28 protein-coding genes are annotated in these 26,755 nt (G+C 69.7%); 9 read left to right on the top strand and 19 right to left on the bottom strand.

What is annotated here, in order from left to right; all coding sequences use genetic code 11:
- Positions 1-10 precede the first annotated feature (10 nt).
- Together AC1MFI_RS06300 and AC1MFI_RS06295 are read right to left on the bottom strand one after the other, a co-directional pair.
- Complete coding sequence (locus AC1MFI_RS06300; RefSeq protein ID WP_479820261.1) at positions 11-337, bottom strand: L-rhamnose mutarotase; 327 nt, start codon at positions 335-337, stop codon at positions 11-13.
- 89 nt (positions 338-426) lie between these two features.
- Positions 427-1,473, bottom strand: coding sequence for a LacI family DNA-binding transcriptional regulator (locus AC1MFI_RS06295; protein WP_479820807.1), 1,047 nt, complete (start codon positions 1,471-1,473; stop codon positions 427-429).
- Between the two features lie 221 nt (positions 1,474-1,694).
- On the opposite strand from AC1MFI_RS06295, the gene rhaI reads away from it, so the two are divergent.
- The 4 genes from rhaI to AC1MFI_RS06275 all read left to right on the top strand — a co-directional run bounded on the left by rhaI (position 1,695) and on the right by AC1MFI_RS06275 (position 7,766).
- Positions 1,695-2,861 (top strand): L-rhamnose isomerase, encoded by a 1,167-nt coding sequence (rhaI, locus tag AC1MFI_RS06290; RefSeq protein ID WP_479820260.1) that lies wholly within the window; start codon positions 1,695-1,697, stop codon positions 2,859-2,861.
- 2 nt (positions 2,862-2,863) lie between these two features.
- Positions 2,864-4,933, top strand: a complete 2,070-nt coding sequence (locus AC1MFI_RS06285) for a bifunctional aldolase/short-chain dehydrogenase (RefSeq protein ID WP_479820259.1) — start codon at positions 2,864-2,866, stop codon at positions 4,931-4,933.
- A gap of 1 nt (position 4,934) precedes the next feature.
- The gene (locus tag AC1MFI_RS06280) at positions 4,935-6,440 is read left to right on the top strand and encodes a rhamnulokinase (RefSeq protein ID WP_479820258.1); all 1,506 of its coding nucleotides are present in this window, start codon (positions 4,935-4,937) and stop codon (positions 6,438-6,440) included.
- Positions 6,441-6,503: 63 nt separating this feature from the next.
- The gene (locus tag AC1MFI_RS06275) at positions 6,504-7,766 is read left to right on the top strand and encodes an alpha-hydroxy acid oxidase (protein ID WP_479820257.1); all 1,263 of its coding nucleotides are present in this window, start codon (positions 6,504-6,506) and stop codon (positions 7,764-7,766) included.
- Positions 7,767-7,778: 12 nt separating this feature from the next.
- On the opposite strand, the gene AC1MFI_RS06270 is transcribed toward AC1MFI_RS06275, so the two are convergent.
- The 4 genes from AC1MFI_RS06270 to AC1MFI_RS06255 all read right to left on the bottom strand — a co-directional run bounded on the left by AC1MFI_RS06270 (position 7,779) and on the right by AC1MFI_RS06255 (position 9,788).
- On the bottom strand, positions 7,779-8,177 hold the full coding sequence (locus AC1MFI_RS06270; protein WP_479820256.1) for a DUF2256 domain-containing protein: 399 nt from the start codon (positions 8,175-8,177) through the stop codon (positions 7,779-7,781).
- A 7-nt stretch (positions 8,178-8,184) separates the two neighbouring features.
- On the bottom strand, positions 8,185-9,027 hold the full coding sequence (locus tag AC1MFI_RS06265; protein WP_479820255.1) for a DUF1206 domain-containing protein: 843 nt from the start codon (positions 9,025-9,027) through the stop codon (positions 8,185-8,187).
- Positions 9,028-9,285: 258 nt separating this feature from the next.
- The gene (locus AC1MFI_RS06260) at positions 9,286-9,543 is read right to left on the bottom strand and encodes a TipAS antibiotic-recognition domain-containing protein (protein ID WP_479820254.1); all 258 of its coding nucleotides are present in this window, start codon (positions 9,541-9,543) and stop codon (positions 9,286-9,288) included.
- Positions 9,525-9,788 carry a hypothetical protein gene (locus AC1MFI_RS06255; RefSeq protein ID WP_479820253.1) on the bottom strand — a complete coding sequence of 88 codons (264 nt, stop codon included), beginning with the start codon at positions 9,786-9,788 and terminating at the stop codon, positions 9,525-9,527. The genes AC1MFI_RS06260 and AC1MFI_RS06255 overlap by 19 nt, the downstream gene beginning before the upstream one ends.
- 155 nt (positions 9,789-9,943) lie before the next feature.
- Here AC1MFI_RS06255 and AC1MFI_RS06250 point away from each other — a divergent pair, with 155 nt between their 5' ends.
- Positions 9,944-10,369 (top strand): helix-turn-helix domain-containing protein, encoded by a 426-nt coding sequence (locus AC1MFI_RS06250; RefSeq protein ID WP_479820252.1) that lies wholly within the window; start codon positions 9,944-9,946, stop codon positions 10,367-10,369.
- Between the two features lie 25 nt (positions 10,370-10,394).
- Here the strand turns inward: AC1MFI_RS06250 and AC1MFI_RS06245 are convergent, their stop codons facing one another.
- Complete coding sequence (locus tag AC1MFI_RS06245) at positions 10,395-11,624, bottom strand: PucR family transcriptional regulator (RefSeq protein ID WP_479820251.1); 1,230 nt, start codon at positions 11,622-11,624, stop codon at positions 10,395-10,397.
- Positions 11,625-11,890: 266 nt separating this feature from the next.
- Here AC1MFI_RS06245 and ald point away from each other — a divergent pair, with 266 nt between their 5' ends.
- Positions 11,891-13,003: an alanine dehydrogenase gene (gene ald, locus AC1MFI_RS06240; protein ID WP_479820806.1), complete on the top strand. Its 1,113-nt coding sequence runs from the start codon at positions 11,891-11,893 to the stop codon at positions 13,001-13,003.
- A 309-nt stretch (positions 13,004-13,312) separates the two neighbouring features.
- Here ald and AC1MFI_RS06235 read toward each other — a convergent pair whose 3' ends face one another.
- Both AC1MFI_RS06235 and AC1MFI_RS06230 read right to left on the bottom strand, forming a co-directional pair.
- Entirely contained in the window at positions 13,313-14,113 is an 801-nt protein-coding gene (locus AC1MFI_RS06235) for a GAF and ANTAR domain-containing protein (RefSeq protein WP_479820250.1), read from the bottom strand.
- A gap of 88 nt (positions 14,114-14,201) precedes the next feature.
- The gene (locus AC1MFI_RS06230; RefSeq protein ID WP_479820249.1) at positions 14,202-14,810 is read right to left on the bottom strand and encodes a TetR/AcrR family transcriptional regulator; all 609 of its coding nucleotides are present in this window, start codon (positions 14,808-14,810) and stop codon (positions 14,202-14,204) included.
- Between the two features lie 114 nt (positions 14,811-14,924).
- Between AC1MFI_RS06230 and AC1MFI_RS06225 the strand changes: the two genes are divergently transcribed.
- Complete coding sequence (locus AC1MFI_RS06225) at positions 14,925-15,485, top strand: NAD(P)H-dependent oxidoreductase (protein WP_479820248.1); 561 nt, start codon at positions 14,925-14,927, stop codon at positions 15,483-15,485.
- A 106-nt stretch (positions 15,486-15,591) separates the two neighbouring features.
- Here the strand turns inward: AC1MFI_RS06225 and AC1MFI_RS06220 are convergent, their stop codons facing one another.
- The 3 genes from AC1MFI_RS06220 to AC1MFI_RS06210 all read right to left on the bottom strand — a co-directional run bounded on the left by AC1MFI_RS06220 (position 15,592) and on the right by AC1MFI_RS06210 (position 17,022).
- On the bottom strand, positions 15,592-15,783 hold the full coding sequence (locus AC1MFI_RS06220; protein ID WP_479820247.1) for a hypothetical protein: 192 nt from the start codon (positions 15,781-15,783) through the stop codon (positions 15,592-15,594).
- A 40-nt stretch (positions 15,784-15,823) separates the two neighbouring features.
- A complete protein-coding gene (locus tag AC1MFI_RS06215; RefSeq protein ID WP_479820246.1) occupies positions 15,824-16,798 on the bottom strand; it encodes a lantibiotic dehydratase C-terminal domain-containing protein in 975 nt (324 codons plus the stop codon).
- An 83-nt stretch (positions 16,799-16,881) separates the two neighbouring features.
- Entirely contained in the window at positions 16,882-17,022 is a 141-nt protein-coding gene (locus AC1MFI_RS06210) for a hypothetical protein (protein ID WP_479820245.1), read from the bottom strand.
- 374 nt (positions 17,023-17,396) lie between these two features.
- Between AC1MFI_RS06210 and AC1MFI_RS06205 the strand changes: the two genes are divergently transcribed.
- A complete protein-coding gene (locus tag AC1MFI_RS06205; RefSeq protein ID WP_479820244.1) occupies positions 17,397-18,365 on the top strand; it encodes a helix-turn-helix transcriptional regulator in 969 nt (322 codons plus the stop codon).
- A gap of 64 nt (positions 18,366-18,429) precedes the next feature.
- The gene (locus AC1MFI_RS06200; protein WP_479820243.1) at positions 18,430-19,725 is read left to right on the top strand and encodes an aminotransferase-like domain-containing protein; all 1,296 of its coding nucleotides are present in this window, start codon (positions 18,430-18,432) and stop codon (positions 19,723-19,725) included.
- Between the two features lie 11 nt (positions 19,726-19,736).
- Here the strand turns inward: AC1MFI_RS06200 and AC1MFI_RS06195 are convergent, their stop codons facing one another.
- From AC1MFI_RS06195 to AC1MFI_RS06165, 7 genes are all read right to left on the bottom strand, one after another.
- Positions 19,737-19,961 (bottom strand): hypothetical protein, encoded by a 225-nt coding sequence (locus tag AC1MFI_RS06195; RefSeq protein WP_479820242.1) that lies wholly within the window; start codon positions 19,959-19,961, stop codon positions 19,737-19,739.
- 10 nt (positions 19,962-19,971) lie between these two features.
- Entirely contained in the window at positions 19,972-21,588 is a 1,617-nt protein-coding gene (locus AC1MFI_RS06190) for a dihydrolipoamide acetyltransferase family protein (protein WP_479820241.1), read from the bottom strand.
- A 9-nt stretch (positions 21,589-21,597) separates the two neighbouring features.
- The gene (locus AC1MFI_RS06185) at positions 21,598-22,572 is read right to left on the bottom strand and encodes an alpha-ketoacid dehydrogenase subunit beta (RefSeq protein ID WP_479820240.1); all 975 of its coding nucleotides are present in this window, start codon (positions 22,570-22,572) and stop codon (positions 21,598-21,600) included.
- Positions 22,572-23,792 (bottom strand): pyruvate dehydrogenase (acetyl-transferring) E1 component subunit alpha, encoded by a 1,221-nt coding sequence (gene pdhA, locus AC1MFI_RS06180; protein WP_479820239.1) that lies wholly within the window; start codon positions 23,790-23,792, stop codon positions 22,572-22,574. Before pdhA ends, AC1MFI_RS06185 begins: the two co-directional genes overlap by 1 nt.
- 135 nt (positions 23,793-23,927) lie before the next feature.
- Complete coding sequence (locus AC1MFI_RS06175; RefSeq protein ID WP_479820238.1) at positions 23,928-25,076, bottom strand: histidinol-phosphate transaminase; 1,149 nt, start codon at positions 25,074-25,076, stop codon at positions 23,928-23,930.
- Complete coding sequence (locus AC1MFI_RS06170; RefSeq protein WP_479820237.1) at positions 25,060-26,355, bottom strand: hypothetical protein; 1,296 nt, start codon at positions 26,353-26,355, stop codon at positions 25,060-25,062. The genes AC1MFI_RS06175 and AC1MFI_RS06170 overlap by 17 nt, the downstream gene beginning before the upstream one ends.
- The gene (locus tag AC1MFI_RS06165) at positions 26,352-26,660 is read right to left on the bottom strand and encodes a hypothetical protein (protein WP_479820236.1); all 309 of its coding nucleotides are present in this window, start codon (positions 26,658-26,660) and stop codon (positions 26,352-26,354) included. The genes AC1MFI_RS06170 and AC1MFI_RS06165 overlap by 4 nt, the downstream gene beginning before the upstream one ends.
- Positions 26,661-26,755: the final 95 nt, after the last annotated feature.

The raw sequence follows: 26,755 nt of genomic DNA, 5'->3' as shown, positions 1-26,755 counted from the left end.
CTCCCTCGGCCTAGAGCTGGTCCTCGAGGTGGAAGACCTCGTCCAGCCGCAGGAAGCCCTCGTCGGGCCTCCCCTCGAGCGACACGAAGAACGGCCCCATCTCCGCCTGCCATCGGGCATTGACCCCGGTGCCGGCCATGGCCGCTTGGGACGCCGCGAAGTCCTCGCACTCCACGTATCCGATCAGCAGGCCGTCAGGGCGCAGGAACAGGGAGTAGTTGTTCCACCCGGTGTCCTTGAGCGCACGCGCCATCTCGGGCCAGATCGCCGCGTGGCGCTTCCGGTACTCGGGGATGAGCTCGGGCCGGACCTGCAACTGGAAGCACACGCGTTCCATCGGCTGAGTTTCCTTTCGTCCTGCGGCCGCCGGTGACGTCGGGCGGGGTTGAATCGTTTCATAATACTCGCCGAGGTGCCAGTTCGAACTCACCCGGTGGCGGGCCCTGCCGGGACCGGAGCGAGCGCACTCGTGCTTCCGCGTTCCACGAGCTCGGGGTCGAAGATCACCTGACGCCGCTGCGAGGCCGGCCGCTCGATCTCCTCGAGGAGGAGTTCGACGGCCATGCGCCCCATGAGCTCCGTGGGTTTCCGGACACTCGTCAGCGGGACGACGGCGGAGGCCGAGAAGTCGATGTCGTCGTACCCGATGAGCGCCAGGTCCTCGGGGATCCGGAGGCCGCGGATCAGCAGGACCGCCTGCATGACGCCGATGGCGAGGAGATCATTGGCGCAGAAGATGCCATCGGGGAGTTTCCCCGCACGGCGCTGCGCGATCGCCTCGCCGACGTCGCGGCCCGCGAGGACCGTCATGGCATCCGCCTCGACGACCTCCAGTACCGCACCGTCGTGCTCCTCGACGGCCTGGCGCGCGCCCGTCAACCGGTCCGCCACCTGGCGGTAGTCCGCCCTGGTCCCGACGAAGACTATCCGCCGCCGCCCCGCCGCGAGCAGGTGCCGGACCGCCATGTAGCCGCCGGCGACGTCGTCCACGGACACCGAACTGCAGTGGCGCTGCGGATCGACGCGGTCCACGAGCACCACGGGCATGCCGCGCCTGCGCAGCGCATCGACGCGGGGGCCTACGTCTCCGACCGGCGAGATGAGCATGCCCTGCACGCGCTGCTGCTCGAAGACGTCGATGTACCTCGCCTCACGCCCGGCATCCTGGCCGCTGTCCCCCAGCACCACCGTGCTGCCGTTCTCGGCGGCGCAGTCCTCCGCGGCACGCGCCAGGGAGGAGAAGAAGGGGTTCCCGACGTCGAGCACGATGAGGCCGATGGTGCGGCTCTGGCCCGCCCGCAGTTGCCGGGCGGCGTCGTTGCGCACGAAACCGAGCTCGTCGATCGCCCCCTGCACGCGTTCCCGCGTGGCAGCGGAGACACGCGCGGGGTGGTTGAGCACGTTGGAGACCGTACCGATCGCCACGCCTGCCCGGTCGGCGACGTCCTTGATGCTGACTGCGCGGCTGTCCATGAATCCCTCGAAGCTCGTGTCCGGTCTCGGTTGCGGCACCGGCAGGACTGTTGACACTCGTCTAGGGCAAGGATAGCTTTGAAACGTGTCAATGAAACGATTCAATGGCGCGGCAATTCTGCTTCCCTCTCCCGACCCGTCCGGGGCGGAGGAAGATCCCGAGAAATCGCGGCCCGAGGTGTGATGGAGCACCCGGTCGCCATCCGAGCTGGAGAGAGTACATGACTGTCATCGACGACATCTCGGCGGAGCTGGAGCAGCTCGCCATCGAAGTGCCCTCGTGGGCCTACGGCAATTCCGGGACCCGCTTCAAGGTGTTCGCCACTCCGGGCACGCCGCGCACCGTGCAGGAGAAGATCGCGGATGCGGGCGTGGTCAACAGGCTGACCGGTCTGGCCCCGAGTGTGGCCCTGCACATCCCGTGGGACAAGGTGGATGACTACGGCATCCTCGCCGACCACGCGGCCGAGCACGGCATGCGGCTGGGCACCGTCAACAGCAACACGTTCCAGGACGACGACTACAAGTTCGGCAGCCTCACGCACAGCGATGCCGCGGTGCGGAACAAGGCGATCGACCACATGTACGAGTGCCTCGAGGTCATGAACGTCACCGGCTCCCGCGACCTGAAGATCTGGCTCGCGGACGGCTCCAACTACCCCGGCCAGGCCGACATGCGGTCGCGCCAGGACTGGCTGCAGGAATCCCTGCGGAAGGTCTACGACCGCCTCGGCGAGGACCAGCGACTGGTGCTGGAGTACAAGTTCTTCGAGCCGGCGTTCTACCACACGGACGTTCCCGACTGGGGAACCTCCTATGCTCACTGCCTGCAGCTGGGCGAGAAGGCCCTCGTCTGCCTCGACACCGGACACCACGCCCCCGGGACCAACATCGAATTCATCGTGGCGCAGCTGATCCGGCTCGGGAAGCTGGGATCCTTCGACTTCAACTCGCGCTTCTACGCGGACGACGACCTGATCGTCGGTGCTGCGGATCCGTTCCAGCTGTTCCGCATCATGGCGGAGGTGGTCCGCGGTGGCGGCCTCGACCCCTCCAGCGGGATCGCCCTCATGCTGGACCAGTGCCACAACCTCGAGGAGAAGATCCCCGGCCAGATCCGCTCCGTGCTGAACGTGCAGGAGATGACGGCCCGTGCCCTGCTCATCGACCGGCCTGCGCTGGCCGCCGCACAGGAATCGGGCGACGTGCTGGCCGCGAACGCCATCCTGATGGACGCCTTCTACACGGACGTCCGCCCGGGCCTCGCCGCCTGGCGCGAGTCGAAGGGGCTCCCCGCGGACCCCCTGGCGGCTTTCCGCGAGAGCGGCTACCAGGAACGGATCAACAGCGAACGACAGGGCGGCCAGCAGGCCGGATGGGGAGCATGACCATGACGACGACGACAGGGCTCGCGACCAACGCCACCACGAACCCGACGGTGACCGACCTCATCGAGCGCTCCAACAGGCTCGGCGCCGACAAGCGGACCACGAACTACGCCGGCGGCAACACCTCGGCGAAGGGCACCGGCTTCGACCCGGCCACCGGCGAGGACGTGGAACTGCTCTGGGTCAAGGGCTCCGGCGGAGACCTCGGCACCCTGAAGGAGTCCGGGCTCGCCGTCCTGCGGCTCGACCGGATGAGGGCCCTGCAGGGCGTCTACCCGGGCGTGGAGCGCGAGGACGAGATGGTCGCGGCCTTCGACTACACGCTGCACGGCAAGGGCGGGGCGGCGCCGTCCATCGACACCGCCATGCACGGGCTCGTCGATGCCGCGCACGTGGACCACCTGCACCCCGACTCGGGCATCGCCATCGCGACCGCCGCCGACGGCGAGGCACTCACCGCCACGATCTTCGGCTCGAGGGTCGTCTGGGTGCCCTGGCGCCGTCCCGGTTTCCAGCTCGGGCTCGACATCGCCGCCATCAAGGAGGCCAACCCCGAGGCCATCGGCACGATCCTCGGAGGCCACGGCATCACCGCCTGGGGCGACACGTCCGCCGAGGCCGAGGCGAACTCGCTGGAGATCATCGAGACGGCTGAACGGTACATCGCCGAGCACGGCAGGGCCGAGCCCTTCGGCCCCGCCCTCGAGGGCTACGCGGCACTGCCCGAGCAGGAGCGCCGGGCCAAGGCCGCCGCCCTGGCCCCGACCATCCGGGGCCTCGCCTCCACGGACAGGGCCCAGGTGGGCCATTTCACCGACGACCCCAGGGTGCTCGACTTCCTGGCCTCCGCCGCGCACCCCCGCCTCGGCGCGCTCGGCACGAGCTGCCCGGACCACTTCCTGCGCACCAAGGTCAAGCCGCTCGTCCTCGACCTCCCGGCGGACGCCGACGTCGAGAGCTGCCTGCTGCGCCTGCGCGAACTGCACACCGAGTACCGGGCGGACTACGCCGCGTACTACGACCGCCACGCCACGGCGGACTCCCCCGCCATGCGCGGCGCGGACCCCGCGATCGTGCTGGTGCCCGGCGTCGGGATGTTCTCCTTCGGTGCCAACAAGCAGACCGCACGGGTGGCCGGGGAGTTCTACCTCAACGCCATCAACGTGATGCGCGGCGCCGAGGCCATCTCCACCTACTCCCCCATCGAGGAGAGCGAGAAGTTCCGCATCGAGTACTGGGCCCTCGAGGAGGCCAAGCTCGCACGGATGCCGAAGCCCAAGTCCCACGCCGGGCGGATCGCCCTGGTGACGGGCGCGGCGTCGGGCATCGGCAAGGCCATCGCCACACGGCTGGCCGCCGAGGGTGCGTGCGTGGTCATCGCGGACCTGAACATCGAGAGCGCGAGCTCGGTCGCCGAGGAGCTCGGTGGTTCCGACGTCGCCATCGGCGTGCAGGCCGACGTCACCGACCCTGCCCAGGTACGCCAGGCCGTGCAGGCCGCCGTGCTGGCCTTCGGCGGGCTCGACCTGGTGGTGAACAACGCCGGCCTGTCGATCTCCAAGCCGCTCCTGGAGACCACCGAGAAGGACTGGGACCTGCAGCACGACGTCATGGCGAAGGGCTCCTTCCTCATGTCGCAGGCCGCGGCGAAGGTGCTGATCGACCAGGACATGGGCGGGGACATCATCTACATCTCCTCGAAGAACTCCGTGTTCGCCGGCCCCAACAACATCGCCTACAGCGCCACGAAGGCGGACCAGGCACACCAGGTCCGCCTCCTCGCGGCCGAACTCGGCGAATACGGCGTCCGCGTCAACGGCATCAACCCCGACGGCGTGGTCCGCGGCTCCGGCATCTTCGCCGGCGGCTGGGGCGCCAAGCGGGCCGCGGTCTACGGCGTGGAGGAGGACAAGCTGGGCGAGTACTACGCGCAGCGCACCCTGCTCAAGCGCGAGGTGCTGCCGGAGAACGTAGCCAACGCCGTCGCCGTCCTGACCTCCGCCGAACTCTCGCACACCACCGGCCTGCACATCCCCGTGGACGCGGGCGTCGCCGCCGCGTTCCTGCGCTGACATGGGCGTCGGTTCCGGAGCAGTCTTCGCCGCCGTCGACATCGGGGCGTCCTCCGGACGCGTGATCCTCGGGAAGCTGACGGATGCCGGTCCGGAACTCGTCACGGTGCACCGGTTCCCCAACGGCGTGCAGTTCCTCGGTGGTGCCCTGCGCTGGGACGTCGAGGCGTTGTTCGGCGAGGTCCTCGTGGGGCTCAGGGCGGCTGCCGAGGCGGCCGCCCTGGCCGGGGACGCCGTCGCGAGCATCGGGATCGACACCTGGGCGGTGGACTACGGCCTGGTCGACGGCGCCGGCACGCTCCGCCACCTGCCGTTCAGCTACCGGGACGGACGGACCGAGGCGAGCGTCGGCGTCGTGCACGCGTCGCTGCCGCCGGAACGGCTGTACGCCCGCACGGGCCTGCAGTTCCTGCCCTTCAACACGGTGTACCAGCTGGCGGCCGAGCGGTCCCTGGACGCGGTCCAGGCACTGCTCATCCCCGACCTGCTCGCCTACCGACTGACCGGCGAGCGCCGCACCGAGGCCACGAACGCGTCGACCACGGGGCTGCTCGACGCCGCCACCGGTACCTGGGCCACCGATCTCTTCGCACCACTCGGCCTGGCGCCGGACCTCTTCCCGCCGCTCGTGGAACCCGGCGCCGTCGTCGGTACGCTTCTTCCGGAGATCGCCGTGGCCACGGGATTGCCCGGGTCCACTCAGGTGGTCGCCGTCGGATCACACGACACGGCATCTGCCGTCGCCGCGGTACCCGCGAGCTCGCCGGGCTTCGCCTACATCTCCTCGGGGACCTGGTCACTCGTGGGCGTGGAACTCGACGCCCCCATCCTCACCGACGAGAGCCGCGCGGCGAACTTCACGAACGAGCGCGGCGTCGACGGCACCATCCGGTACCTCCGTAACACCGGGGGCCTCTGGCTCCTGCAGGAGTGCCTGCGGGAGTGGGGCATCGAGGGCCCCGAACCGGACCTGACGGGCCTGCTGGCCGCAGCGGCGGAACTGCCCGGCGGCGGACCCACCATCGACGCCGACAGCACGGAGTTCCTCGCCCCCGACGACATGCCCGCCCGCATCCGCAGGGCTGCGCTGGCAACGGGGCAGGAGGCGCCGTCCTCACGGGAGGCCACGGTGCGGTGCATCCTGGACAGCCTCGCCGATGCCTACGCCCGCACCCTGCAGGATGCCGCCCGGCTGTCCGGCCAGGCCATCGACGTCATCCACGTGGTGGGCGGCGGGTCACAGAACGCCCTGCTGTGCCAACTGACGGCGGACCGGACCCACGTTCCCGTCCTGGCGGGCCCCGTGGAAGCCACGGCTCTCGGCAACATCCTCGTCCAGGCGCGTGCAGCCGGGCTGGTAGCCGCCGGCCCCGGGTTGACCGGGATCCGGGAAGCCGCGTGCGCCGCCACCAGCGCGGTCCGGTACGAGCCCTCCGGCCGGCCGGCACTGCCACCAGGTGCGCCTTCCGCCCCGATGGGCTATCTTCATGACGCCCCGGCTCGCTGAGAACTCCCCTGCCTTCCCCCGCTCCCCCTCCAGCACCTCGACCGACGTCGAAAGGATCACTCCGTGACCAAGCGCCAACTTCCCGTTCCAGCCGAGATGCTCGAGCTGATGCAGTTCAGGAAATTCGAGCTCAACGGCAAGAAGCGGCGCCTGCAGTCGGCGCTCACCATCGCGGACCTGCGCACGATCGCCAAACGCCGTACCCCGAAAGCCGCCTTCGACTACACCGACGGCGCCGCCGAGGGTGAGCTGTCGCTGACCCGCGCCCGACAGGCGTTCGAGGACATCGAGTTCCACCCCTCGATCCTCCGCCCGGCCGAGCACGTCGACACCTCGGTGGAGATCCTCGGTGGACCCAGTGCCCTCCCGTTCGGCATCGCACCCACCGGATTCACCCGCCTCATGCAGACGGAGGGCGAGACAGCGGGTGCCGGCGCAGCCGCAGCAGCGGGCATCCCCTTCACCCTGTCCACGCTCGGGACCACCTCGATCGAGGGCGTGAAGGCGGCCAACCCCACCGGGCGCAACTGGTTCCAGCTGTACGTCATGCGCCAGCGGGAGATCTCCTACGACCTCGTGCGCCGCGCCGGCGAAGCCGGCTTCGACACCCTCATGTTCACCGTCGACACGCCCGTGGCCGGCGCCCGGCTCCGCGACAAGCGCAACGGATTCTCCATCCCGCCCCAGCTGTCCATCGGAACCATCCTCAACGCGGTCCCCCGCCCCTGGTGGTGGGTCGACTTCCTCACCACCCCGAAACTCGAATTCGCGTCCCTGACCGACACCGGCGGCACCGTGGGGGACCTGCTGAACGCAGCCATGGACCCGACCATCAGCTACGACGACCTCGCCATCATCCGCGACCTGTGGCCCGGCAAGATCCTCATCAAGGGAGTCCAGAACGTCGAGGACTCCGTACGACTGGTCAACATGGGCGTCGACGGCATCATCCTGTCCAACCACGGCGGCCGCCAACTCGACCGCGCCCCCATCCCCTTCCACCTCCTGCCGCAGGTCGTGAAGGAAGTCGGCTCCGACACCACGATCATGGTCGACACCGGCATCATGAACGGAGCCGACATCGTCGCCTCGATCGCCCTGGGGGCGAAATTCACCCTCATCGGCCGCGCCTACCTCTACGGACTCATGGCCGGCGGCCGCGACGGCGTCGACAGGACCATCGCCATCCTGCGGGACGAGATCGAACGCACCATGCGCCTCCTCGGCGTCTCCCACCTCGGCGAACTCGAACCCAGGCACGTCACCCAACTCACCCGCCTCGTGCCCGTCACCAGCGCGCCGAGCACCGTGTCGACGCTGACCTAGACGCACCACCCGTCAGCGGCGTGGGCGCAGGGACACCTGCCCTTTCGCCGTCGACGGATCGACGACGGCGCCATGCTGCACCATGTCCGCGACCCCCAGGTTCACGAGCCTGCGGGCGGCGCTCCGGGCGGGCTCACCCAACAGCCGCCCACCGTCCTGGCCGAGGGCCCGGGCGGCCTCTCCGGGATCTACGCCCTGCCCGTGCGGCAGGCTCCGGAGGCGCGCGAGGAGCCAGGCCTCGAGCTCCGCATCGATCGTTCTCACCTTGCGGGCACGGCAGGCGTCACTGCAGTAGAGCACCGAGTCCCACGTCCGTTCCCACTTCTTCCGCCACTCCATGCGCCGGCCGCAGGACCGGCAGTGCTTCGACCCGGACCGCTCCGCCGGGCGTGGGCCCGTGCGCGGGCTCACCGCCCCCTCACATGCGCCCGAAGACGGCGCGGACGACGGCGAAGATCCCGTAGCAGATGAGCCCGACAGCGATCGCCGTCAGCACATACACCCCCACGGGGTGTGACTGGAGTGCCTTGAGGCTTCCGTCGAGCCCCGTCGACTCCTGCGGGCGACGGTCCAGGCCTGCGATGACGAAGAGGCCGCCGACGAGGAGGAGCGCGATCCCCTTCGCCACGTGTCCCACGACGCCGAGCGCGTTGATCACCCGGCCGCCGGCCGTGTTCTCGAAGGCGCGCAGCTCGGGACGGAATCCCCGCCGCACCCCCTTGACGACGAAATGCACCCCGATCCCGAGCACTACACCCGCCGCCACGAACACGAGGAGCACCCCCACCCCCGAGGTGAGCAGGGACCGGGTGAAGTCCACGGTGGATTCGGAGGAATCAGGGCCGTCCCCCAGGGCGAAGCGCGCGAAGGTCCCGGCCATGGACCCGTAGATGATGACGAGTGAACCGGACGAGATGTGCTTGCCGAGGCGCTGGCCACCCGTGAGATGGCGTGCGCGCACGGTCGCCTCACTGAGCTGCCACAGCGCCAGACCCGCACAGCCCACGGCTCCGAGCCACATGATGGGCGGCCCCAGCCGGCCCTCGGCGACCTCCTCGAGGGCCCCTGTCGGCTCGGCCTCCCCCGAGCCTCCGAAAGCCAGGCGTAGGGCGATCGCACCGATCAGGATGTGCACTGCAGCGAGGGCTCCGAAGCCGAACCGTGCGGCGACGTCCAGGGCACGCGTATCGGAGGCCTGTTCGGCCGCATCGGCCACCTGTCTCGCCACGCCCTGCTCATCCGCGCTGCTGTCCGTCGTCACGACGATGCTTCCACTCCTCACTACGGGTTCTGCGGGCGCCGACGCGGGGAAGGACTGCAGCGCCGGAATGCCCCAAGCATAGGAGCAACGTTTCCCCTGCGCAGCGAAATCCGTGACCGCTTCGGGCGCGCCGCAGGCGATCACGACCTGCATCACGGTCAGGCTGTCCTGGTCCCGGGCCGCACCGGTGACGCCACGGGGGAACACCGTCGTCGTGCAGGGGAGCCCCCCCGAGGACGGAACCGCTCCGCCAGGCACTCAGGAGGAGCGCGTGAGCCAGGCCACGAGCGCGGCGCGCATGAATTCGGCCCCGCCCGCGCCGCCGTAGTTCGCCGCGAATCGCGGATCCTGGACGTACATCGCCCCGAGTCCCCGGACGTATTCGGGCAGGAGCGTCCCGTCCTCGTCGCGCCGGGTCCCCGGGACGGAGGACAGCCAGGCGTCCGACATCGCCGTCGTGGCGCAGCGCCCGGCTCGTGGTGCCGCCGGGAGGACCGTCAGCTGTACCAGAACCACTGCGGCGGTCGCCAGGACGCGGGCACCGCGTGGGCGTTGAACAGGCCGCACTCGGAGCAGGTGTAGCTCGCGCTCGCCGGGATGAGATCGGTGGAGTGTTCCGCCTGCCGAGCGGGGACGAACTCCTCGAAGATCAGGTATTCGTCGGTGCGGCACCGGGGGCAGAAGGGTGCTTCGCCCTGGTCCGCGAGGGTGAAAGGGGAACCGCTCGTGCGCAGGCTCCGCCCGTGATCGATTGTCGTCATGAGATTCACCGTTCCAGTCTTGCAACCGACGCTGGGTGCAAGTAGTAAGGGTACTGATACCTAAAATATAGACGCCCCCTACCCACAGTGGAAGCAACCGTTCGTGTCACCGGTCGGCGGGTACTCGACCGGGTCCGAACTGGCACAATGACCCCATGACGGCCAGAGCTCCGAGATCCGCAGCGGCACTTCCGCCCGAGCAGGCGGGGCCCCTCCGGCGCGCCCTCACCGGCAGCAGCGATGTGACGGTCTTCGTGGACGGTACCGCACACCGGCTCCCGGAGGAGGCGCAGGCCGCCGTCGTCGATCTCCTCGCCCGCCTCTCCGACGGGGACGCGGTCCAGGTCACCTCGGTGGCCGAACTGCTGACGACCTCGCAGGCTGCCGAACTCGCCGGCATCTCGCACAGCTACCTGCGCAAGCTCACCGACGCCGGCACGCTCCCGGTCGAGTATCGCGGGTCGCACCGGCGCATCCGTCGCGCCGACGTCGAGGAGTGGCTCCGCAGCCAGGTGCGCCGCACGGACCCCTCACCCGTCACCATCGCGGGAGTGGAGCCGGAGAACCGCGCGGCTCCCTGATCGGCGCCGGCCCTCTGCCTGCCCCCTAGGAGTGCTCGAACCGGGGCCGGGCCCTCCACCTGCGGGCCTTGAGGGCCAGATGCAGTTCGAGCCGCGCCATCCCGGCGAGGGGGTCCGCGCCGATGACGGAACGGATCCTCGCGAGCCGGTTGTACACGCTGCTGCGGTGCAGGTGGAGCTGGGACGCGACGTCCTGCACCGAGCCGTTCTTGTCGTACAGCAGTTCCAGGACCGGCAGGAGTTCGTCCACGCGGTCTGCCTCGCTCAATTCGGCGAAGTGCACGCTGCCATGTGTGGGCGCCTGCCAGCCCACGGCCCCGAGGAACTGGTAGACACCGATGTCCGCGTAGGAGGAGACGTCGCCGAGGTGCGGATCCACGGCGGCGGCCTGGACGGCGTGCCGGGCCTGGCGGGAGGCCTCCGCGAGGTCGCGGGGATCGGCGGCCGGCTCACTCAACCCGAGTACGAAACGACCCGCGGGCCTGCCCGCCCGCTTCGCCACCTCGGTGCGATACCTGTCGAGGACCTGGTGCAGGGCACCTGCGCTGACCCCGGGGGCGCAGAGGAGGACCGAATACGTGGACGCTCCGGCACTGAACAGCACGGGGACGACGCCGACCGTCGCCTGCAGCGCGAGGGTGCGCTGCAGGAGGGCGGCCTCCTGCGGGTCGTCAACATCGGGACGGCCCGCCGGTTCTGCCAGTTCATGGACCAGCGCCACGCGCCATGGGCCGCGCCCACCGAGCTCACGCCAGCCGCGGAGTTCGTCGACCGCAGCGGCGACACCGCGGCAGGCCGCGAGGAAGGTCGCTTCGCGCTGCGTCCGGCGCCCGGACGACGCCGCATCCGTCTCGAGGAGCAACTCGGCGAGGCGATCGATCGTCGGCCGGACAGCCGGCAGTGCCGCGAGGATCCCGGACGCCGGATCATCGTCCGACTGCTGCTGCACCCACAGGTAACCGACACGGAAACCGCGCACCAGCAGGGGGACGCAGACGCGCCCCAGCATCCCGAGGTCCTCGTTGGCCGGGACGGCGACGGCACGGACGGCCTGCGCGATCCCGTGCCGGAGCTGCCACTCGCTGACGTCCTCCGGCACCTTCTTGCTCAGCAGGAAGTTCACGCGCACGCGGTCCGCCGAGGTCTGGTGGCTGCTGTAGGCGAGGAGCACCCCGTCGGGGTCCTCGAGGGAGAGACCGCGCCCGAGCGTTCGGGCGATGGACTCGACGACGTCCTCGATGGCCTGGTTCTGCACGGTTCCACGATAGGCGTGCGGGACGCGTCGGACGACACTTGCCGCTCCCGGACTCGACATCTGTCGATGGCGGTGCGGATGCGCACCTGCTAGTGGTCCAGCTCACACGGGATGCGCGGCCCGGTCTGGCGGTCCGGATCGGAGCGACCCGGGCCGGTGTCGCATCGGAGCGGCCCATGCTCGTCCGAAGATCCCATGACCGCCTCCCCTGGCGGTACCTATTCTTGAGCTACCCCGTCCGCCCCGATCGCACCCCGGAGAACCCCATGATCATCGGCGTCCCCAGAGAAATCAAGAACAACGAGTTCCGCGTGGCCATCACGGCGTCCGGCGTCCACGAGCTCCAGGCACATGGGCACACGGTGCTCGTGGAGCGCGGCGCGGGCGTCGGCTCGAGCATCTCGGACACCGAGTACGAGGCGGCGGGCGCAGAACTGGTCGACGCCGCGGACGAGGTGTGGGGGCGCGCGGACATGGTCCTGAAAGTCAAGGAGCCCGTCCCCGCCGAGTACCACCGCTTCCGCGAAGGACTCATCCTCTTCACCTACCTGCACCTCGCGGCCGAACCCGCCCTGACCCGGGCACTCCTCGCCTCCGGGGTCACTGCGATCGCCTACGAGACGGTCCAGGACGGACGGGCCCTGCCCCTGCTCGCGCCGATGTCCGAGGTCGCCGGGCGCCTCTCCGTGCAGGTGGGCGCGCAGGTCATGACCGCTCCCGCCGGAGGCCCGGGCCTGCTGCTGGGCGGAGTCGCCGGAGTCCGGCCGGCCAAGGTCGTCGTGCTCGGAGCGGGCGTCGCCGGCACCAACGCGACCGCGATGGCCGTCGGCACGGGTGCGGAGGTGACCATCCTCGACATCGACATCGCGCGCCTGCGAGAACTCGACGCCCTGTACGCCGGCCGGGTGAAGACCGTCGCCTCCAACGCCCTGGAGATCGAGAAGTCGGTTCTCGAGGCGGACCTGGTCATCGGCTCCGTCCTCATCCCGGGCGCACGCGCTCCGAAGCTCGTCACGAACGCTCTGGTGGCCCGCATGAAGCCCGGCAGCGTCCTCGTGGACATCGCCGTGGACCAGGGCGGCTGCTTCGAGGACTCCCGGGTCACCACGCACGAGGACCCCACCTTCACCGTGCACGGCTCGCTGTTCTACTGTGTGGGCAACATGCCGGGCGCCGTCCCGAACACCTCGACCTACGCGCTGACGAACGTCACCCTCCGCCACGCCGTCGCACTCGCGGACAGGGGCGTCCGCGGGGCCTTCGAGGCGGACGCCTCGCTCGCCCGCGGTCTGAACATCGCCGCCGGCCAGGTGGCGCACCACTCGGTGTCGCAGGCGCACGGGCTCGAACTGGCGGAGGACTGGTCCGCACTGGTCTGAGGCAGTTCTGGCGGGTCCCAGTCGGAGCGGGAAGGAGGAGCAGCCCCCCGCACCGACCGCTAACGCCCTCCGCCTGCCCGTCCCGGCCGAAAGCCCGCGGTCCGGAAGGCGCTGCCCGTGACGCACTGCGCGGGGCGGGACTCCTGCTCCCAGCAATGCCTCCTGCGGGTCGGCACCCGTGACGGTGAGGCCCGCGGCAGAGCCCGCCATACGGAATCGGGGGCGGGCCAGGGGGACGAGCGTGCCCGCCTGCAGGTGACTCGGGGTCCAGCGCCGGTACCGCCCGTCCGCCGTCGGCGACGCGAGCCCTCAGGAGGGGTCGAAGTGCGCGCGGGGTACGGTGCCGTTGAGCCCCGCGACCATTCCCGCGGCGAGGACACGGACCTTGATGTTGCGTGAGTTCGAGGCCCGGCGCAGCTTGTCGAACGCGTCCTTCTGCGAGCAACCGTCCTGGCCCATGATGATCCCCACCGCGAGGTCGATCTCGGTGCGCGTCTGCAGCACGGAGTGCAGGTCCTCCGCCGTAGCGGCGTGCTGGGCCACCCGGACGGCCAGTTTCAGTGCCTGCGAGGCCTGGGCCGAGAAGGCGCGGGCGGCCCGACGGTAGGCCTCGCTGAACACCGAGGCATCCTCCGCGTACAGGTTGAGGGCAGCGCGCGCCGATCCCTCGAGGTCCAGGGGTAGGCAGAACATGGCGCCGACGCCGGCGCGGGCGATGTGCTCCATGAATTCGGGCCAGCGGTCCTCGGACCGCACGTCGGCGATGAACACCTCGTCGTGCACGCGGAGGGCGTGCAGGCACGGGCCGTCGTTGTGGTCGTACTGGACCTCGTCCATCGCCCTGGCCCTGTCGTCGCTGCTGCCGACGGTCAGCTGCTCGTTCGACGAGCGCTGCAGGGTGACGCCACAGTAGGTGTCCCCGTCCACCCCGAGGGTCCGCGCCGTGAACTCGGCCAGCTCCTGGAGGAAGGCCTGCACGTCGGGATGGTCGATCAGCAGGTCCTGGAGACGCGCGGCAACCTCGGCGGGCGGAACGGCATCGACGGCGTCGTCCACCACGGAAAGGCGGCGGACGGACGGGCTCGCAGTCGCGCGAGGGTCCTCGGACATCACCTCGGGTAACTCCTCCCTGCATCCACTTGGCCCTGACACCGCACGGGTGCCGGCACGTGCCAGTGTACAAGGGCATGGACGATCGTCAGGCGTCGTCGGCATTCGCCGCGAGGGCGGCCACGAGGACGCGCCAGGAGGACGCGAGCCTGGCATTGGACATGCCCCGGTTCTCCTGGAGGTGCATCAGGAGCCCTGCGTTCAGGAAAGCGGCGAGCTGGTAGGCGCCGAGCTCCGGATCGCCGATCCCCACTCCGCGGAGCAGCACGGTCAGGTGCAGTCGGATGAGCTGTTGAGTCGGGTGCTCGAGGTCCGGCCCGCCCTGCTGCTCCGCGGCGCGGAGGATCTGCCCGTCGAAGCGCATCCTCTCGATACTCGCCTCGCCGAAGGCGATGAGGCGCTCGAGCGGTGGCGCCCCGGGCCCCAGGGGTGGCGGACCCGCCATGAAGGCTTCCTGGAAGGCGCGGCCGCTCTCGTCGGCGAGCGCGTGCATGAGGCCCGCGCGGTTGCCGAACCTCCGGAAGACCGTGCCCTTGCCGAGCCCGGCACGGCGTGCGACGGCGTCCGTGGTCAGCTTGTCCGGCCCGCAGGACGCGACGATCTCGGCGGCGGCAGCGAGGAGGAGTCGCCGGTTGCGCGCCGCGTCCGTCCGCTCTCCGTCGTCGCCCGCGACGCGGAGCAATCCCTCGCCCTGCATTCCGCAACTATAGCGGCGGAATAAAGCGGACCGGGGTCCGCTTTATTATGGGAAGACGCAGGTCCTGCGTTCCCGTCAGCCTGACCGCGAGGTCGCACACACTCTGGAGTATGCATGTCCACCACGATCCTGACCCTCGTCGGCAGCCTGCGCGAGGGCTCCATCAACCGCCAGCTCGCCGAAGCCGCCGTAGAACATGCACCGGACGCGGTGGACGTCGTCACCTTCGACGCCCTGAACGACATCCCGTTCTACAACGAGGACATCGACAACGACACCGACCGCCCGAAGGCGGCCGATGACCTCCGCGCCGCCGCCGCGGACGCCGACGCCGTCCTGCTCGTCTCCCCCGAGTACAACGGCACCATGCCCGCCGTCCTCAAGAACGCCATCGACTGGCTGTCCCGTCCGTTCGGTGCGGGAGCCCTCTCCAGCAAGCCTGCCGCGGTCATCGGCTCCGCCTTCGGGCAGTACGGCGGGGTGTGGGCGCACGACGAGGCCCGCCGCGCGCTCGGGGTCGCCGGCGCGTCGGTGGTCGACGACGCCAAGCTGTCCATCGGCGGCTCCATCACCCGTTTCGCGGACCTCCACCCGAAGGACGACGCGGAGGTCGCCGGGCAGGTGGCCGTGGTGCTCTCCGCCCTCGCCGGCGCCACCACCCCTGCGGCGGCCTGATTCCGAACGGACGGAAGAGGACGCCGGCGCGCAACGCGCCGGCGTCCTCCTCCGTCCTCACCTCGGTGCGGGTTCGCCTTCGGGTGGTCCCTTGGCAGGCCCGCCGTCAGTGCCAGAGGCTGTCGGCCCAGGCGGCATCCCGCAGGTAGTCCCGCGCCGGCCCGATCTCCCATAGCTGGCCCTGGGATTCGAGGACGCCGTTGTTCTGCATGGACTCGACGGCTTCCGACGAACATCCGAGAACCTCCGAGAGATCGGCGTCGTCGGCTGCCAGCACGATGGTGTTCCTGGCGTTCATGGTGCAGTCCTTTTGCTCGAGGGGCCCGACAGGCCATGGCTTACAGCGGCTTCCGCGTCCCGGTCTTCTGGTCGACCTGCGGCTTCCAGGTCCGCGCGTAGAGGCCCAGCGCTGCCTCTTCCCGGGCCACGAACCCGAGGCGGTTCAGGGCCATGTGCGCCTGGTAGACGGTGAGGTGCTGCGCGCTGCGACTCACGCGCACCTTGTCCGCCCGGTACAGGTAGGTATCCAGCGCACGGAACCAGCGGCGCCTCCAGTTCTGCACGGCGGATTCGGAGGCCGTCGCCGCCATGAGCGCGTGGAAGCCGGTCGCCTTGGATGCGACCTGCACCGCCATGGCCTCGCGGACGTCGGAGCCGCGCGGCCCGACGTCGGCGGTGCACGTCCGCAGGTGGCTGTCCCAGTAGAAGTCCCAGGAGAGCCGGCGGCGGTCCGGCCAGCCCGCCGAACGGGGACCTCGCATCATGCCCTGCGCGGCATCGAACAGCACGAGCGCGCCGAGCGCCGAGCGGCTCTGCATCCGGGGGAAACGCTGGTTTGCCCATACGGCGAGTTCGGAGCTGAGTTCGAAGACCTCTTCGGCGAGGTGGAGTCCCTCGACCCCGCCGTACTTCACGAGGTTGGCTTCGAGCTGCGGATCCGCCATCTCCTGGCCGCCGGAGTAGTAGGTGTTGTTCGCCGGCGCCGTGAAGTGCTGACGGACGACGAGCAGGGGCAGTTTCCGGGCGCTGCGCGCCTGGAGCGCGCACTGGAAGGTGCGGAGCCTTTCCAGGACGCGGGGATGGGCGTGGATGCTGAGCCTGATCTGGCTCACGACCCCCGTCGACGGGTCCTCGTAGCGCGTGAAGTACCAGCGCTTGGCGCCGAGCGCCCGGGCCTGCGCCACCAGCGGGGTGACCAGCTCTTCGATGATGCCGTCCGCTACATCGAAGCCACCCGTGGAGAGGGAGAGATGCCACCACTGAGTGCTGACGACCGTTCGTGAGGCGGTTCGAACGGCAGTCACCTGGCTCATGGCTCTCTCCTTCAGGGTTCGTGATCACCCCCGCTGGGGCGGGCTCTGGGTGGGGTCTCCGGGCTCTAGTCCGGAGCTCCCTGTTACTTCGGCCAGTCCCAGCTGCCTGCTGTGATCTGGCCCTTGGGCCAGTCCCAGCTCGCTGCGCTGGCTGACTGGCCGGCCGGCACGACAGCTCCCACCAGGATCAACAGGCCTGCAGTTGCGCCGAGTACCTTCTTCATGGCGATCCTTTCCTGCCCGTCTCCCGGGAGGTCGAGCTGTTCCGCACTGCTGTTCCGCAGCGCCCGTTTCCTCCGGGAACGCCCTCTCGGGCTTCCCTGCGAACCGGCTTCATCAGAATGTCCGGCGCCGACAGGTAGTGTCCAGCAGTACGGGTGGCCGTTTGTGGACATGGCGCGAAGAGGACGTGGACAGGATGCCCGTGGAGTCGTCGGAGTCCGTCCGCCACGAGGAATCCGCGGAAATCCGGGGTTTTCCTGGTCGCGGCGGCACGCCGGATTGCCAGTGTCCGTGATCTGTCATTAACTGGACATGTCATGTTTTTCACGACGTATTGACGCCACTGACGGGCTGGCGGCCGGGACAAGGACTGCAGATGCTGGATGCGACGTCTCTCGAGGTCTACCGGTACGCCGTCGCGCACCCGGGCTGGACCCGGTCCGAGGCCTCGGACGCTCTCGGCCTGACACTGCGCCGCATCGACCAGGCGATCGGGGAGCTCTCCCAGCGTCGGCTGCTCAGTCCCCAGGCCGGCGATGGCCAGGGACTCGTCGCGGTCTCGCCCGACGTCGCCCTCGCGGACCTGGTGGACTCGGACGAGCGTGCGATGCAGGACCTCAAGGCACGCATCACTGGCCAGCGGCGCGAGCTGTCCAGCCTCCTGCCCACCTTCCTCGAAGCGCGCAAGAACGTCCTCGCCAGCACCTCCGTGGAGACGCTCGAGGATCCGCACGTCATCCACCGCGTCCTCATCGACTACGGGCGTGACGTCACGGAGAAGGTCTACATCGCTCAGCCCGGACAGGGCTCGACGGCGGACGTCCACGAGGAGAGTGTCCGGAAGGACCTCGACCTGCTGGAGAACGGGGTGCGCCGTCGGACGCTCTACGACACCAGCACGCGCGACCACGTCCCCACCCGCAAGGCGGTCGAGGCGATCGCCGCCGGTGGCGGGGAGTTCGGCGTCCTGCCGTTCATCCCCCTGCGCATCCTCATCTTCGACGAGAAGCTCGCACTCATCGGGCGGCAGCTGACCCGCGACGACAAGGCCGCCCTCGTCGTCAGGGACCACAGCCTGATCAACATCTTCACGCACCTGTTCGAGATCGCGTGGGAGATCAGCGAGTCCTTCCTCGCGCCCGCGCAGGTCGCGTCACCGCTCAGCAGCCTGCAGCGCTCCATCATCCAGGGCCTGGCCAACGGACTGTCGGACGAGTCCATCGCCCGACGCCTGGACATCAACGTCAGGACGTGCAGGCGGCACATCGCGTGGATGCTCGAGACCCTCCGCGCCGACAGCCGGTTCCAGGCCGCCCTGAAGGCACGCGAGGCGGGATGGGTCTGAGACGGCCGGCGTACTGAAGGCAACACCTGTTGCCTCTAGGTCAACCCGCGCCTAGACTCTGGGCGTGACGTCCTCCAGTGAAGCCTCCGCCGACCTCCTGCCAGCCGAGACCGAAGCAGCTCTCGAACGCGCAGTCGATTCGCACAACCGCCACGAGCAGCTCTTCTCGCTGCGGGCGGCCAACATCAAGCAGTCCGCAGTGCGTGATGTCTTCGACATCTCCATCCGACCGGGCCTCGTGTCCCTCGCCGGCGGAAGCCCGTACCTGCGCTCCCTTCCGCTCGAGGACCTCGGGCGCACCGCACAGACCATCATCGCCGAGCACGGCCTCGAGGCGCTGCAGTACGGCGGCGGGCAGGGGATGCAGGAACTCCGCGAGCTCGTCTGCGAGGTCATGGCGGCCGAGGGCATCGAGGGCGCCAGCCCGGACGACGTCGTCATCACCACCGGCTCGCAGTCCGCCCAGGACGTCGCCGCGAAGGTCTTCTGCAACCCCGGCGACGTGATCCTCTGCGAGGACCCCACCTACGTCGGCGCCCTGAACACCTTCGAGGCGTACGAGGTCGACGTCGTCACCGTGCCCATGGACGACGCCGGGCTGATCCCCGACGAGCTCGAGCGCACCATCGAGGAACTCGAGGCTCAGGGCCGCGCCATCAAACTGCTGTACACGATCCCCAGCTTCAACAACCCGAGCGGCATCACACTGGCTGCCGACCGCCGCCAGCGCGTCGTCGACATCTGCCGAGCCCACAACATCCTCGTCCTCGAGGACAATCCCTACGGCATGCTGCGGTTCGACGGCGAGCCGCTGAAGCCCATGCGGGCCGGCAACCCCGACGACGTCATCTACCTCGGCTCCTTCTCGAAGATCTTCGCGCCCGGCGTGCGGCTCGGCTGGGCGCTGGTGCCCAAGCACCTCTACCGCCGCTTCTACCTCGCCTGCGAGGCCGTGGTGCTCTGCCCGTCCCCGCTCACCCAGATGCTCGTGATCGCCTACCTCAGGGACTACGACTGGCGCGGGCACCTGCACACCATGCGTGACCTCTACCGGGAGCGGTGCGACGCCATGCTCGGCGCCCTGGCCGAGGCGCTGCCGGACGGCGCGCACTGGACCACGCCGGACGGCGGATTCTTCGTCTGGGTCACCCTCCCCGAGGGCATCGACACCTACCCGCTGCTGTACAAGGCGATCGACGCCGGGGTCGTGTTCATCCCCGGGGCCGCGTTCACGCCGTCGGACGAGCCGTCCAACAAACTCCGCCTCGCCTTCAGCGCCGTGGCGCCCGAGGACATCGTCGAGGGAGTCCGGCGCCTGGCTCCCATCCTGCGGACGGCCATGGAGGACGTCCGGGCCTAGCCTCGTACGCGTCAGCGTGGCGGCCGCTTCTGCCTGCGCAGCGTCACGGCGATCGAGATGAACGCGGCGACGATGACCAGGATGGACAGCCGGGCCACCGTGTCCAGGTCCGGAAAAGCCATCTGGACCACGATGGACGCGATGAACCCGATCACCACCACGAGCAGGAGCCTGCCGACGGTGTAACGCTGTCGCGGCCCGCTAGCGGGCCCCTCTCCGGGTGGCTGCTGGTTCATGACGCCCACCCTAGTCGAGCAGCAGCGCAGGTTCCTCGAGGATGGAGGCGACGTCGGCCATGAAGCGGGCGCTCAGGTCACCGTCCACCACCCGATGGTCGAACGAGCCGCCCAGCGTGGTGATCCAGCGCGGAATCACCTCGCCGTCGAGCACCCAGGGCTTCTGCTTGATGGTGCCGAACGCCACGATGGCCACCTCCCCGGGATTGATGATCGGCGTCCCGGTGTCGATGCCGAGCGCTCCGATGTTCGTGATCGTCAACGTCCCGCCCTGCATCTGGCCCGGCTGCGTCTTTCCGGCACGCGCCGTGGTCGCCAGCTCGTTGAGTGCGAGGGCCAGTTCCTTGAGCGAGAGGTTCTGGGCGTCCTTGATGTTCGGGACCATGAGTCCGCGCGGCGTCGCCGCAGCGATGCCGAGATTCATGAAGTGCTTGACGAGGATCTCGTCGTCGGTCCAGGTGGCATTGACCGAGGGATTCCGCGCGGCGGCCCAGATCACGGCCTTCGCCAGGATCAGCAGGGGTGAGACCCGGACGCCCTCGAAATCACGGGACGCCTTCAGCCGCTTGACGAACTCCATGGTCCGCGACGCGTCGACGTCGACGAAGATACTCACGTGCGGCGCCGTGAAGGCGCTCTGCACCATGGCCCTCGCCGTCGCCTTGCGGACCCCCTTCACGGGGATGCGCTCGATGCGACCGCCTCCGAGGAGCTTGCGGTCGGCCCAGAAGGAGTCGGCCCCGTCCTGTTCGGCCTCGCGCTGCGACTGGTAGCTCATGAGGTCCTGCTTGGTGACCTCGCCCGCCGACCCGGTGGCGGGGACGTCCGCGAGGTTGATGCCGAGATCGCGCGCGGCCTTCCGGACAGGGGGCTTCGCGAGTACGCGGTTGATCAGCTGGTTCAGCGGATTGGTCCGTGTTCCCGACCCCGACGCCGCCGCGGGTGCGGGTGCGGGGCGGGCATCACGGCTGTCGGACGGGGCCGGGTCCTGGGCGGGTAGCCGCCCCGGGTCCCCGGCGTTCCGCACGGCGCTATCGGCGGTCGGAGCGTCGGCAGCCGCCGACGCCGGAGCCCCCTTCGTCCCGGGACCGTGTGCGGGCTGCGGCTTGCGGGGGCGGCGCTTCACGGCGTCGGCCTTGGGCCCGGTGCCCACGAGCGGTCCGGGTGTCGTTCCGGGAGCGGCTGAGCCGGGCCCTGCAGCATCCGGTACCGGCTCAGGGTCCCACCCCGGATCGGCCTGCGGGCCCGCGAGTTCACCCGGCATCTCGGGTACGGGCACAGGGGCGTCGTCCGCGGATTCCTTGCCCTCTCCACGAGTCGACGACCCGATACCCGCGGAGGCCGTGGCGGCTTGGCCGCCGTCGTGCCCGCTGATGGGCGCGCCGGCGGTGTCGTCGACGGAGATGATCGGCGTACCGACCTCGATGGTCTCGCCCTCGGCGACCAGGAGTTCGGACACCGTCCCGGCGTAGGGCGAGGACAGCTCGACGAGGGATTTGGCGGTCTCGATCTCGCAGATCACGTCGTTGACCGACACCGTTGCCCCGGGGGCCACCTTCCACTGCACGATCTCTGCCTCGGTGAGGCCTTCACCGACGTCGGGCAGGTTGAACGTCTTGAGCGTCATGATGGTCCTTCAGTATGCGAAGGCACGGTCGAGTGCCTCGAGGATGCGGTCGATGTCCGGCAGGTACTGCTCCTCCACGCGTGCCACGGGGTAGGGCATGTGGAAGCCGCCCACGCGGATGACGGGTGCTTCGAGGGACAGGAAGGCACGCTCCGAGATCCGCGCGGCGATCTCGCCGCCGATGCCGCCGAAGGTGGGGGCCTCGTGCGCGACGATCAGCCGGCCCGTGCGGGTCACCGATTCGGTGACGGTGTCGAAGTCGATCGGTGAGATGGATCGGAGATCGATCACCTCGATGCTCCTTCCGTCCTCCTCCGCCGCCGTGGCCGCCGCGAGGGCCACGGGCACGAGCGGACCGTAGGCCACGATGGTTGCATCCGTCCCACGGCGCAGGATGTGGGCCGAGAAGGGATCGCCCGCCGGCGCCGAGGTGTCCACGTCGCCCTTGAGCCAGTAGCGTCGCTTCGGTTCGAACACGATGACGGGGTCCTCGCAGGTCACGGCCTGCTGGATCATCCAGTAGGCGTCCTGCGCGTTCGACGGAGTGATGATCCTCAGCCCGGCGGTGTGCGCGAAGAGTGCTTCGGGTGACTCCGAGTGGTGCTCGACGCTGCCGATGCCGCCACCATAGGGGATGCGGATGACCACGGGCGCGCTCAGCATGCCGTCACTGCGGGTGCGGAGCTTCGCGAGCTGCGTGGTGATCTGGTTGAAGCCCGGGAAGACGAACCCGTCGAACTGGATCTCGCAGATGGGCCGGTACCCGCGCAGTGCGAGGCCTATCGCCGTCCCGATGATGCCCGATTCGGCCAGCGGCGAGTCGACGACCCTCATGGCGCCGAAATCCTTCTTCAGGCCATCCGTCACACGGTAGACACCGCCGAGTTCGCCGATGTCCTCGCCCATCAGCAGGGTCTTCGGATCGTTCGCCAGCGAAGCGCGGAGCCCTTCGTTGATCGCCTTCGCGATGGTCATCGTCGCCATCAGGAGTGCTTCCCATCTTCGGCGAAGCCGGCCTCGTACTGCTGGAAGAACCGTAGCTCCTCCTGCACGAGCGGGTGGGGCTCGGCGTAGACCGAGGCGAACCGGTCCTCCAGGTCCGGTGCCGTCATGGCAAGCACCGCCTCCCTCAGGTCCGCCGCCATGGTGCGGGCCTCCGCGCCGAGTTCCTCGAAGAACGCCTCGTCCGCCAGGCCTGCTGATCGCAGGTAGCCCTCCAGGCGAGCCAGCGGATCCCGGGGCTTCCATTCCTGCTCGTCACGCGACAACCGGTACTTCGTCGGATCGTCCGCGGTGGTGTGGGCACTCATGCGGTAGGTGTAGGCCTCGATCAGCACGGGCCCCCTGCCGGAGCGCGCGTGGTCGAGCGCCCAGCGGGTGACGGCCTCCACGGCGACGACGTCGTTGCCGTCGACCCGGACTCCCGGGAACCCGTAGCCCTCGGCCCGCTGGGCCAGCGGGACCCTGGTCTGGACCGTCGACGGAACCGAGATGGCCCACTGGTTGTTCTGGCAGAAGAACACCACGGGAGCGTTGAAGGACGCCGCGAACACCATGGACTCGTGGATGTCACCCTCCGAACTCGCACCGTCGCCGAAGTAGGCGATGGACGCCGCCGGCGGCAGGGACGGATCGGCGAGCTGGTCGCGCTGCAGGCCCATCGCATAACCGACGGCGTGCAGCGACTGAGCCGCGAGCACGAGCGTGTAGAGGTGGAAGTTCCGCTCGCGCGGATCCCAGCCGCCATTGGTCACACCCCTGAACAGGCGGAGGATCTCCGGGAGCGCGACGCCACGCGTCAGGGCGACGCCGTGCTCACGGTAGGTCGGAAAGGCGTAGTCCTGGGGCTCGAGGGCGCGGCCGGAACCGATCTGCGCCGCCTCCTGGCCCGTGAGGGGCACCCAGAGCGCGAGCTGCCCCTGGCGCTGCAGGGCCGTGGACTCCTGGTCGAAGCGCCGGATCAGGAACATGTCGCGGTACAGGGAGCGCAGGTGGTCCGCATCGGCGGATGCGAGGTAGGGCGAGAAGTCCACCGGGACACCGGCGATCTCTGCCGTGAGGCTCCCGGCCATGGCGCCGTCCGGGGCGAGGACCTGCAGCATCTCACCGGCCGGCTCCTGCAGGCCCCCCTCCTCGGCGGCGTGCGTCGCACGCACGACTTCCTCGACCTCGAACTCCGCTGCCGGCAAACGACTGCTGTTCATTCCTGCTCCTCGCCCGACCCTGCACATTCCGCTTGGGGAATGTATGTCGTAAGTCATACACCGAAGAACATATCTTTCGGTGACATACTGACCAAGACTAGCCAGCACAGGCCCTCCGGCCTATTTAAGACGGCCTCAGCCACCAGCGGGGCGGTGCGTGTACTCTCCGCACAGCGCGAGAAAGCGGGTATTGGCCGCTTCCTCGCCGATCGAGACGCGTACGCCCTCCGATCCGAAGGCTCGCACCGAGAGCGCCCTCCGTGCCGCTTCCGCGGCGAAGTCCTGGCTGTGCTCCCCGAGCGCCAGCCAGACGAAGTTGCCCTCTGCCTCGGGAACGGTCCAGCCCAGCGCGCGCAGGCCCTCGAGCACCCTGACGCGCTCGTCGACGATCGACTGCACGCGCGCCTGGACGTCCTCGATGTGGCGCAACGACGTGACAGCGGCGCGCTCGGCGATCTGGGAGACGGCGAAGGGGACGGCGCTGACGCGGAGATGCTCGGTGAGCGCCTGCTGGGACACGGAATACCCCACGCGGAGCCCCGCCAGTCCGTGGGCCTTGGAGAACGTGCGGAGCACGATCACGTTCGGGTACTCCCGATAGAGGCCGATCCCGTTCACGGCGTCCGGGCGCCGGACGAACTCCTGGTAGGCCTCGTCGATCACGACCACGACATGCGGGGGTACCTTCGCGAGGAATGCGACCACGTCGTCGTGCGTGAGGATCGGCCCGGTGGGATTGTTGGGCGTGCAGAGCAGGACGACGCGCGTGCGGTCGGTGATCGCCGCGGCCATGGCATCGAGGTCATGGGTTCCGTCGGACAGCACCGGCACCTGCACGCCCGCTGCCCCGGCGAGACCCACACTGATGGGGTAGGCCTCGAAGGACCGCCAGGCGTAGACCACCTCATCGGGAGCATCGAAATCGTTCTGCCCGGCGAACGTCGCGAGGATCTGGTTCAGCGCTCCGAGGCTGCCCGCTCCGGTGACGATATCGGTGACCGGGACACCCAGGTACCCTGCCAGTTCCGTCCGGAGTGCGGTCGTCAGGGGATCCGGGTACCGGTTGATCGACGTCTCGGCGGCCATTGCCTCGAGGACGGAGGGCAGGGGCGGCAGCGGGTTCTCGTTCGACGAGAGCTTGAAACTCTCGAGTCCCTCGACGGCGGCGGGAGGCTTGCCTGCCGCATAGCGCGGAAGCCTGCCGAGCACTCCGCGCGGACGGACTCCGGCCACGCCGCGCGCCTCGCCGGAAGGTGTTGCAGGAAGGTCATCGATCGACGTCATGGCCATAGCCTAGACCGCCTCCCGGCGCCCCGCGCCGCCGCCGGACCTCCGCCGGGACAGGCCGTGGGCCCCGGGTCGCCGTGAAGGAGTAGCGGCGCGCGGTTCCGGTTGCGCCTGCCGTGGCGAGCAGGCCCACGGAAGGAGCCAGTGATGGTGCGCTACTGGCGTCGATGAGCCGCGCCCCCGCGGCGTAGTTCTCCAGCTTGTGGGCAGGGCCGAGGCCCACGGGTTCCCGCGACCCGTCGTCCCTCCGCGCCAGCGGGGGCACCGGGTTGTCGAGCCTGACCGTCGGCCGGTGGCGGTCGTCCTCGTTCGGGATCGAGTCGAGTTCCGGTACCGCGTCGTCGCGGTGCTCGAGATGGAGGTACTCGGCCCGGCCCGTCCCGTGCCAGCCCGTCGGGGAGCCGGCGGTCAGGACGAGCTGCACCTCGTACCGTCCTCCCAGCCGCTGCGAGCCGGCGAGGTTCACCGCATGGAGGCCGCCCTGGCTGTAGCCGGCGAGCACCAGGGCGTCCCCTTGCCTGGCACCGGCCTGCTCGAGGGCTTCCAGGACCACCGCTTCGGTGAAGCGGCTGTCCTCCGCGAGCGCCTCGGCGATCCCGCCGATATCGAAGGGGTTGCTTCCCGTGCCGCCGATGTGTCCTGACTGGGTTCCCGGCAGGACGACGACGTAGACCGGATCCTCGTCGGTCCCCCCGCGCAGCACCTCGAAGGTGCCCGGGTCCTCGCCCTCGACAGCGGACAGGCGATCGAGGATGCCCTCGACGGTGCCGTCGAACCGGACGGCACTGCCCGCGGTTCGCAGCCGCAGCCCGATGGGTCCGACGTCGAGTGCTCCCCCATCGATGGCTCCCCGGGCCGCAGCACGGGCCGCAGCCCCGCCGGCGGCCCGCACAGCCTCCGTCGCCGCCAGGGCTGCCGCGTCGGCCAGATGATAGGCCCGCAGCGCCGCCCGCAACCGTTCTTCGGTCGAAGCCAGCATCCGGCCGTCCCGCACGGTCGAGGTCCAGGCCCTGTCGAGGTGCGCGAGTGCCTGCTGGTACTGGGCGCCTGCCACTCCCCCGACGGGATGGAGATGCAGGACCCGCCATGGAAACTCGGCGACGGCACGGTCGAGGTAGCCGAGGGCGACGGCGACATCGCCCGTGTCCGCGGCGAGGAGCGTGAGAACCCGCGCCGCCTCCTCCAGTTCCTCCCACTGAAACCGTATTCCGCCGACGCCCCCTCGGACGGACAGTTCGCCGTCCGCCGGGGCCACGGGGCGCAGACCGTCCGTCACCGGCCCGCCTGCCCGTGGAGCCACTCCGCTTCCCGCAGCAGGCGGCCGTACTCGCCGAGTTCCCGCGCCGCGGTTTCCAGCAGATCGATGGTCCGGGACAGCTCCACGCAGCGCTCGGCGAGGTAGGTCCTGAATGTGCCGCCGGCCGGAGATTCCCACGAACCCAGGGCGACGGCGAGCGCCCGCCGACGGATGTCGCCCAGCTGCCCGGCATGCCGGAGTACCTCTGCCTCCAGCACAGCGACGTCCGCGCTGGCGGCCCCACCTGCTCCATAGGCGTCCGCCGCCGGCGTCCGACCATCCATTCCCGCACACCTCCTGCGTGCCTCCGTGCTTCCGCGCCCTGTCTTCCAGCTGTGCCTCCCACGCTAGGAGGATGGCCCGCACGAGCCGCCCGTCC

The organism is Arthrobacter sp. BC5 (genome assembly GCF_056680255.1).
The sequence above is the reverse complement of the archived record's forward strand: the minus strand, read 5'-3'. Positions and strand labels throughout refer to the sequence as shown.

What these genes read in the sequence shown, in the direction of transcription:
- AC1MFI_RS06300 (WP_479820261.1), bottom strand. Translation starts at nt 337, where the DNA reads ATGGAACGCGTGTGCTTCCAGTTGCAGGTCCGGCCCGAGCTCATCCCC.
- AC1MFI_RS06295 (WP_479820807.1), bottom strand. Translation starts at nt 1,473, where the DNA reads ATGGACAGCCGCGCAGTCAGCATCAAGGACGTCGCCGACCGGGCAGGC.
- rhaI (WP_479820260.1), top strand. Translation starts at nt 1,695, where the DNA reads ATGACTGTCATCGACGACATCTCGGCGGAGCTGGAGCAGCTCGCCATC.
- AC1MFI_RS06285 (WP_479820259.1), top strand. Translation starts at nt 2,864, where the DNA reads ATGACGACGACGACAGGGCTCGCGACCAACGCCACCACGAACCCGACG.
- AC1MFI_RS06280 (WP_479820258.1), top strand. Translation starts at nt 4,935, where the DNA reads ATGGGCGTCGGTTCCGGAGCAGTCTTCGCCGCCGTCGACATCGGGGCG.
- AC1MFI_RS06255 (WP_479820253.1), bottom strand. Translation starts at nt 9,788, where the DNA reads ATGACGACAATCGATCACGGGCGGAGCCTGCGCACGAGCGGTTCCCCT.
- AC1MFI_RS06250 (WP_479820252.1), top strand. Translation starts at nt 9,944, where the DNA reads ATGACGGCCAGAGCTCCGAGATCCGCAGCGGCACTTCCGCCCGAGCAG.
- ald (WP_479820806.1), top strand. Translation starts at nt 11,891, where the DNA reads ATGATCATCGGCGTCCCCAGAGAAATCAAGAACAACGAGTTCCGCGTG.
- AC1MFI_RS06235 (WP_479820250.1), bottom strand. Translation starts at nt 14,113, where the DNA reads ATGTCCGAGGACCCTCGCGCGACTGCGAGCCCGTCCGTCCGCCGCCTT.
- AC1MFI_RS06230 (WP_479820249.1), bottom strand. Translation starts at nt 14,810, where the DNA reads ATGCAGGGCGAGGGATTGCTCCGCGTCGCGGGCGACGACGGAGAGCGG.
- AC1MFI_RS06225 (WP_479820248.1), top strand. Translation starts at nt 14,925, where the DNA reads ATGTCCACCACGATCCTGACCCTCGTCGGCAGCCTGCGCGAGGGCTCC.
- AC1MFI_RS06220 (WP_479820247.1), bottom strand. Translation starts at nt 15,783, where the DNA reads ATGAACGCCAGGAACACCATCGTGCTGGCAGCCGACGACGCCGATCTC.
- AC1MFI_RS06215 (WP_479820246.1), bottom strand. Translation starts at nt 16,798, where the DNA reads ATGAGCCAGGTGACTGCCGTTCGAACCGCCTCACGAACGGTCGTCAGC.
- AC1MFI_RS06210 (WP_479820245.1), bottom strand. Translation starts at nt 17,022, where the DNA reads ATGAAGAAGGTACTCGGCGCAACTGCAGGCCTGTTGATCCTGGTGGGA.
- AC1MFI_RS06205 (WP_479820244.1), top strand. Translation starts at nt 17,397, where the DNA reads ATGCTGGATGCGACGTCTCTCGAGGTCTACCGGTACGCCGTCGCGCAC.
- AC1MFI_RS06195 (WP_479820242.1), bottom strand. Translation starts at nt 19,961, where the DNA reads ATGAACCAGCAGCCACCCGGAGAGGGGCCCGCTAGCGGGCCGCGACAG.
- AC1MFI_RS06190 (WP_479820241.1), bottom strand. Translation starts at nt 21,588, where the DNA reads ATGACGCTCAAGACGTTCAACCTGCCCGACGTCGGTGAAGGCCTCACC.
- AC1MFI_RS06185 (WP_479820240.1), bottom strand. Translation starts at nt 22,572, where the DNA reads ATGGCGACGATGACCATCGCGAAGGCGATCAACGAAGGGCTCCGCGCT.
- pdhA (WP_479820239.1), bottom strand. Translation starts at nt 23,792, where the DNA reads ATGAACAGCAGTCGTTTGCCGGCAGCGGAGTTCGAGGTCGAGGAAGTC.
- AC1MFI_RS06175 (WP_479820238.1), bottom strand. Translation starts at nt 25,076, where the DNA reads ATGACGTCGATCGATGACCTTCCTGCAACACCTTCCGGCGAGGCGCGC.
- AC1MFI_RS06165 (WP_479820236.1), bottom strand. Translation starts at nt 26,660, where the DNA reads ATGGATGGTCGGACGCCGGCGGCGGACGCCTATGGAGCAGGTGGGGCC.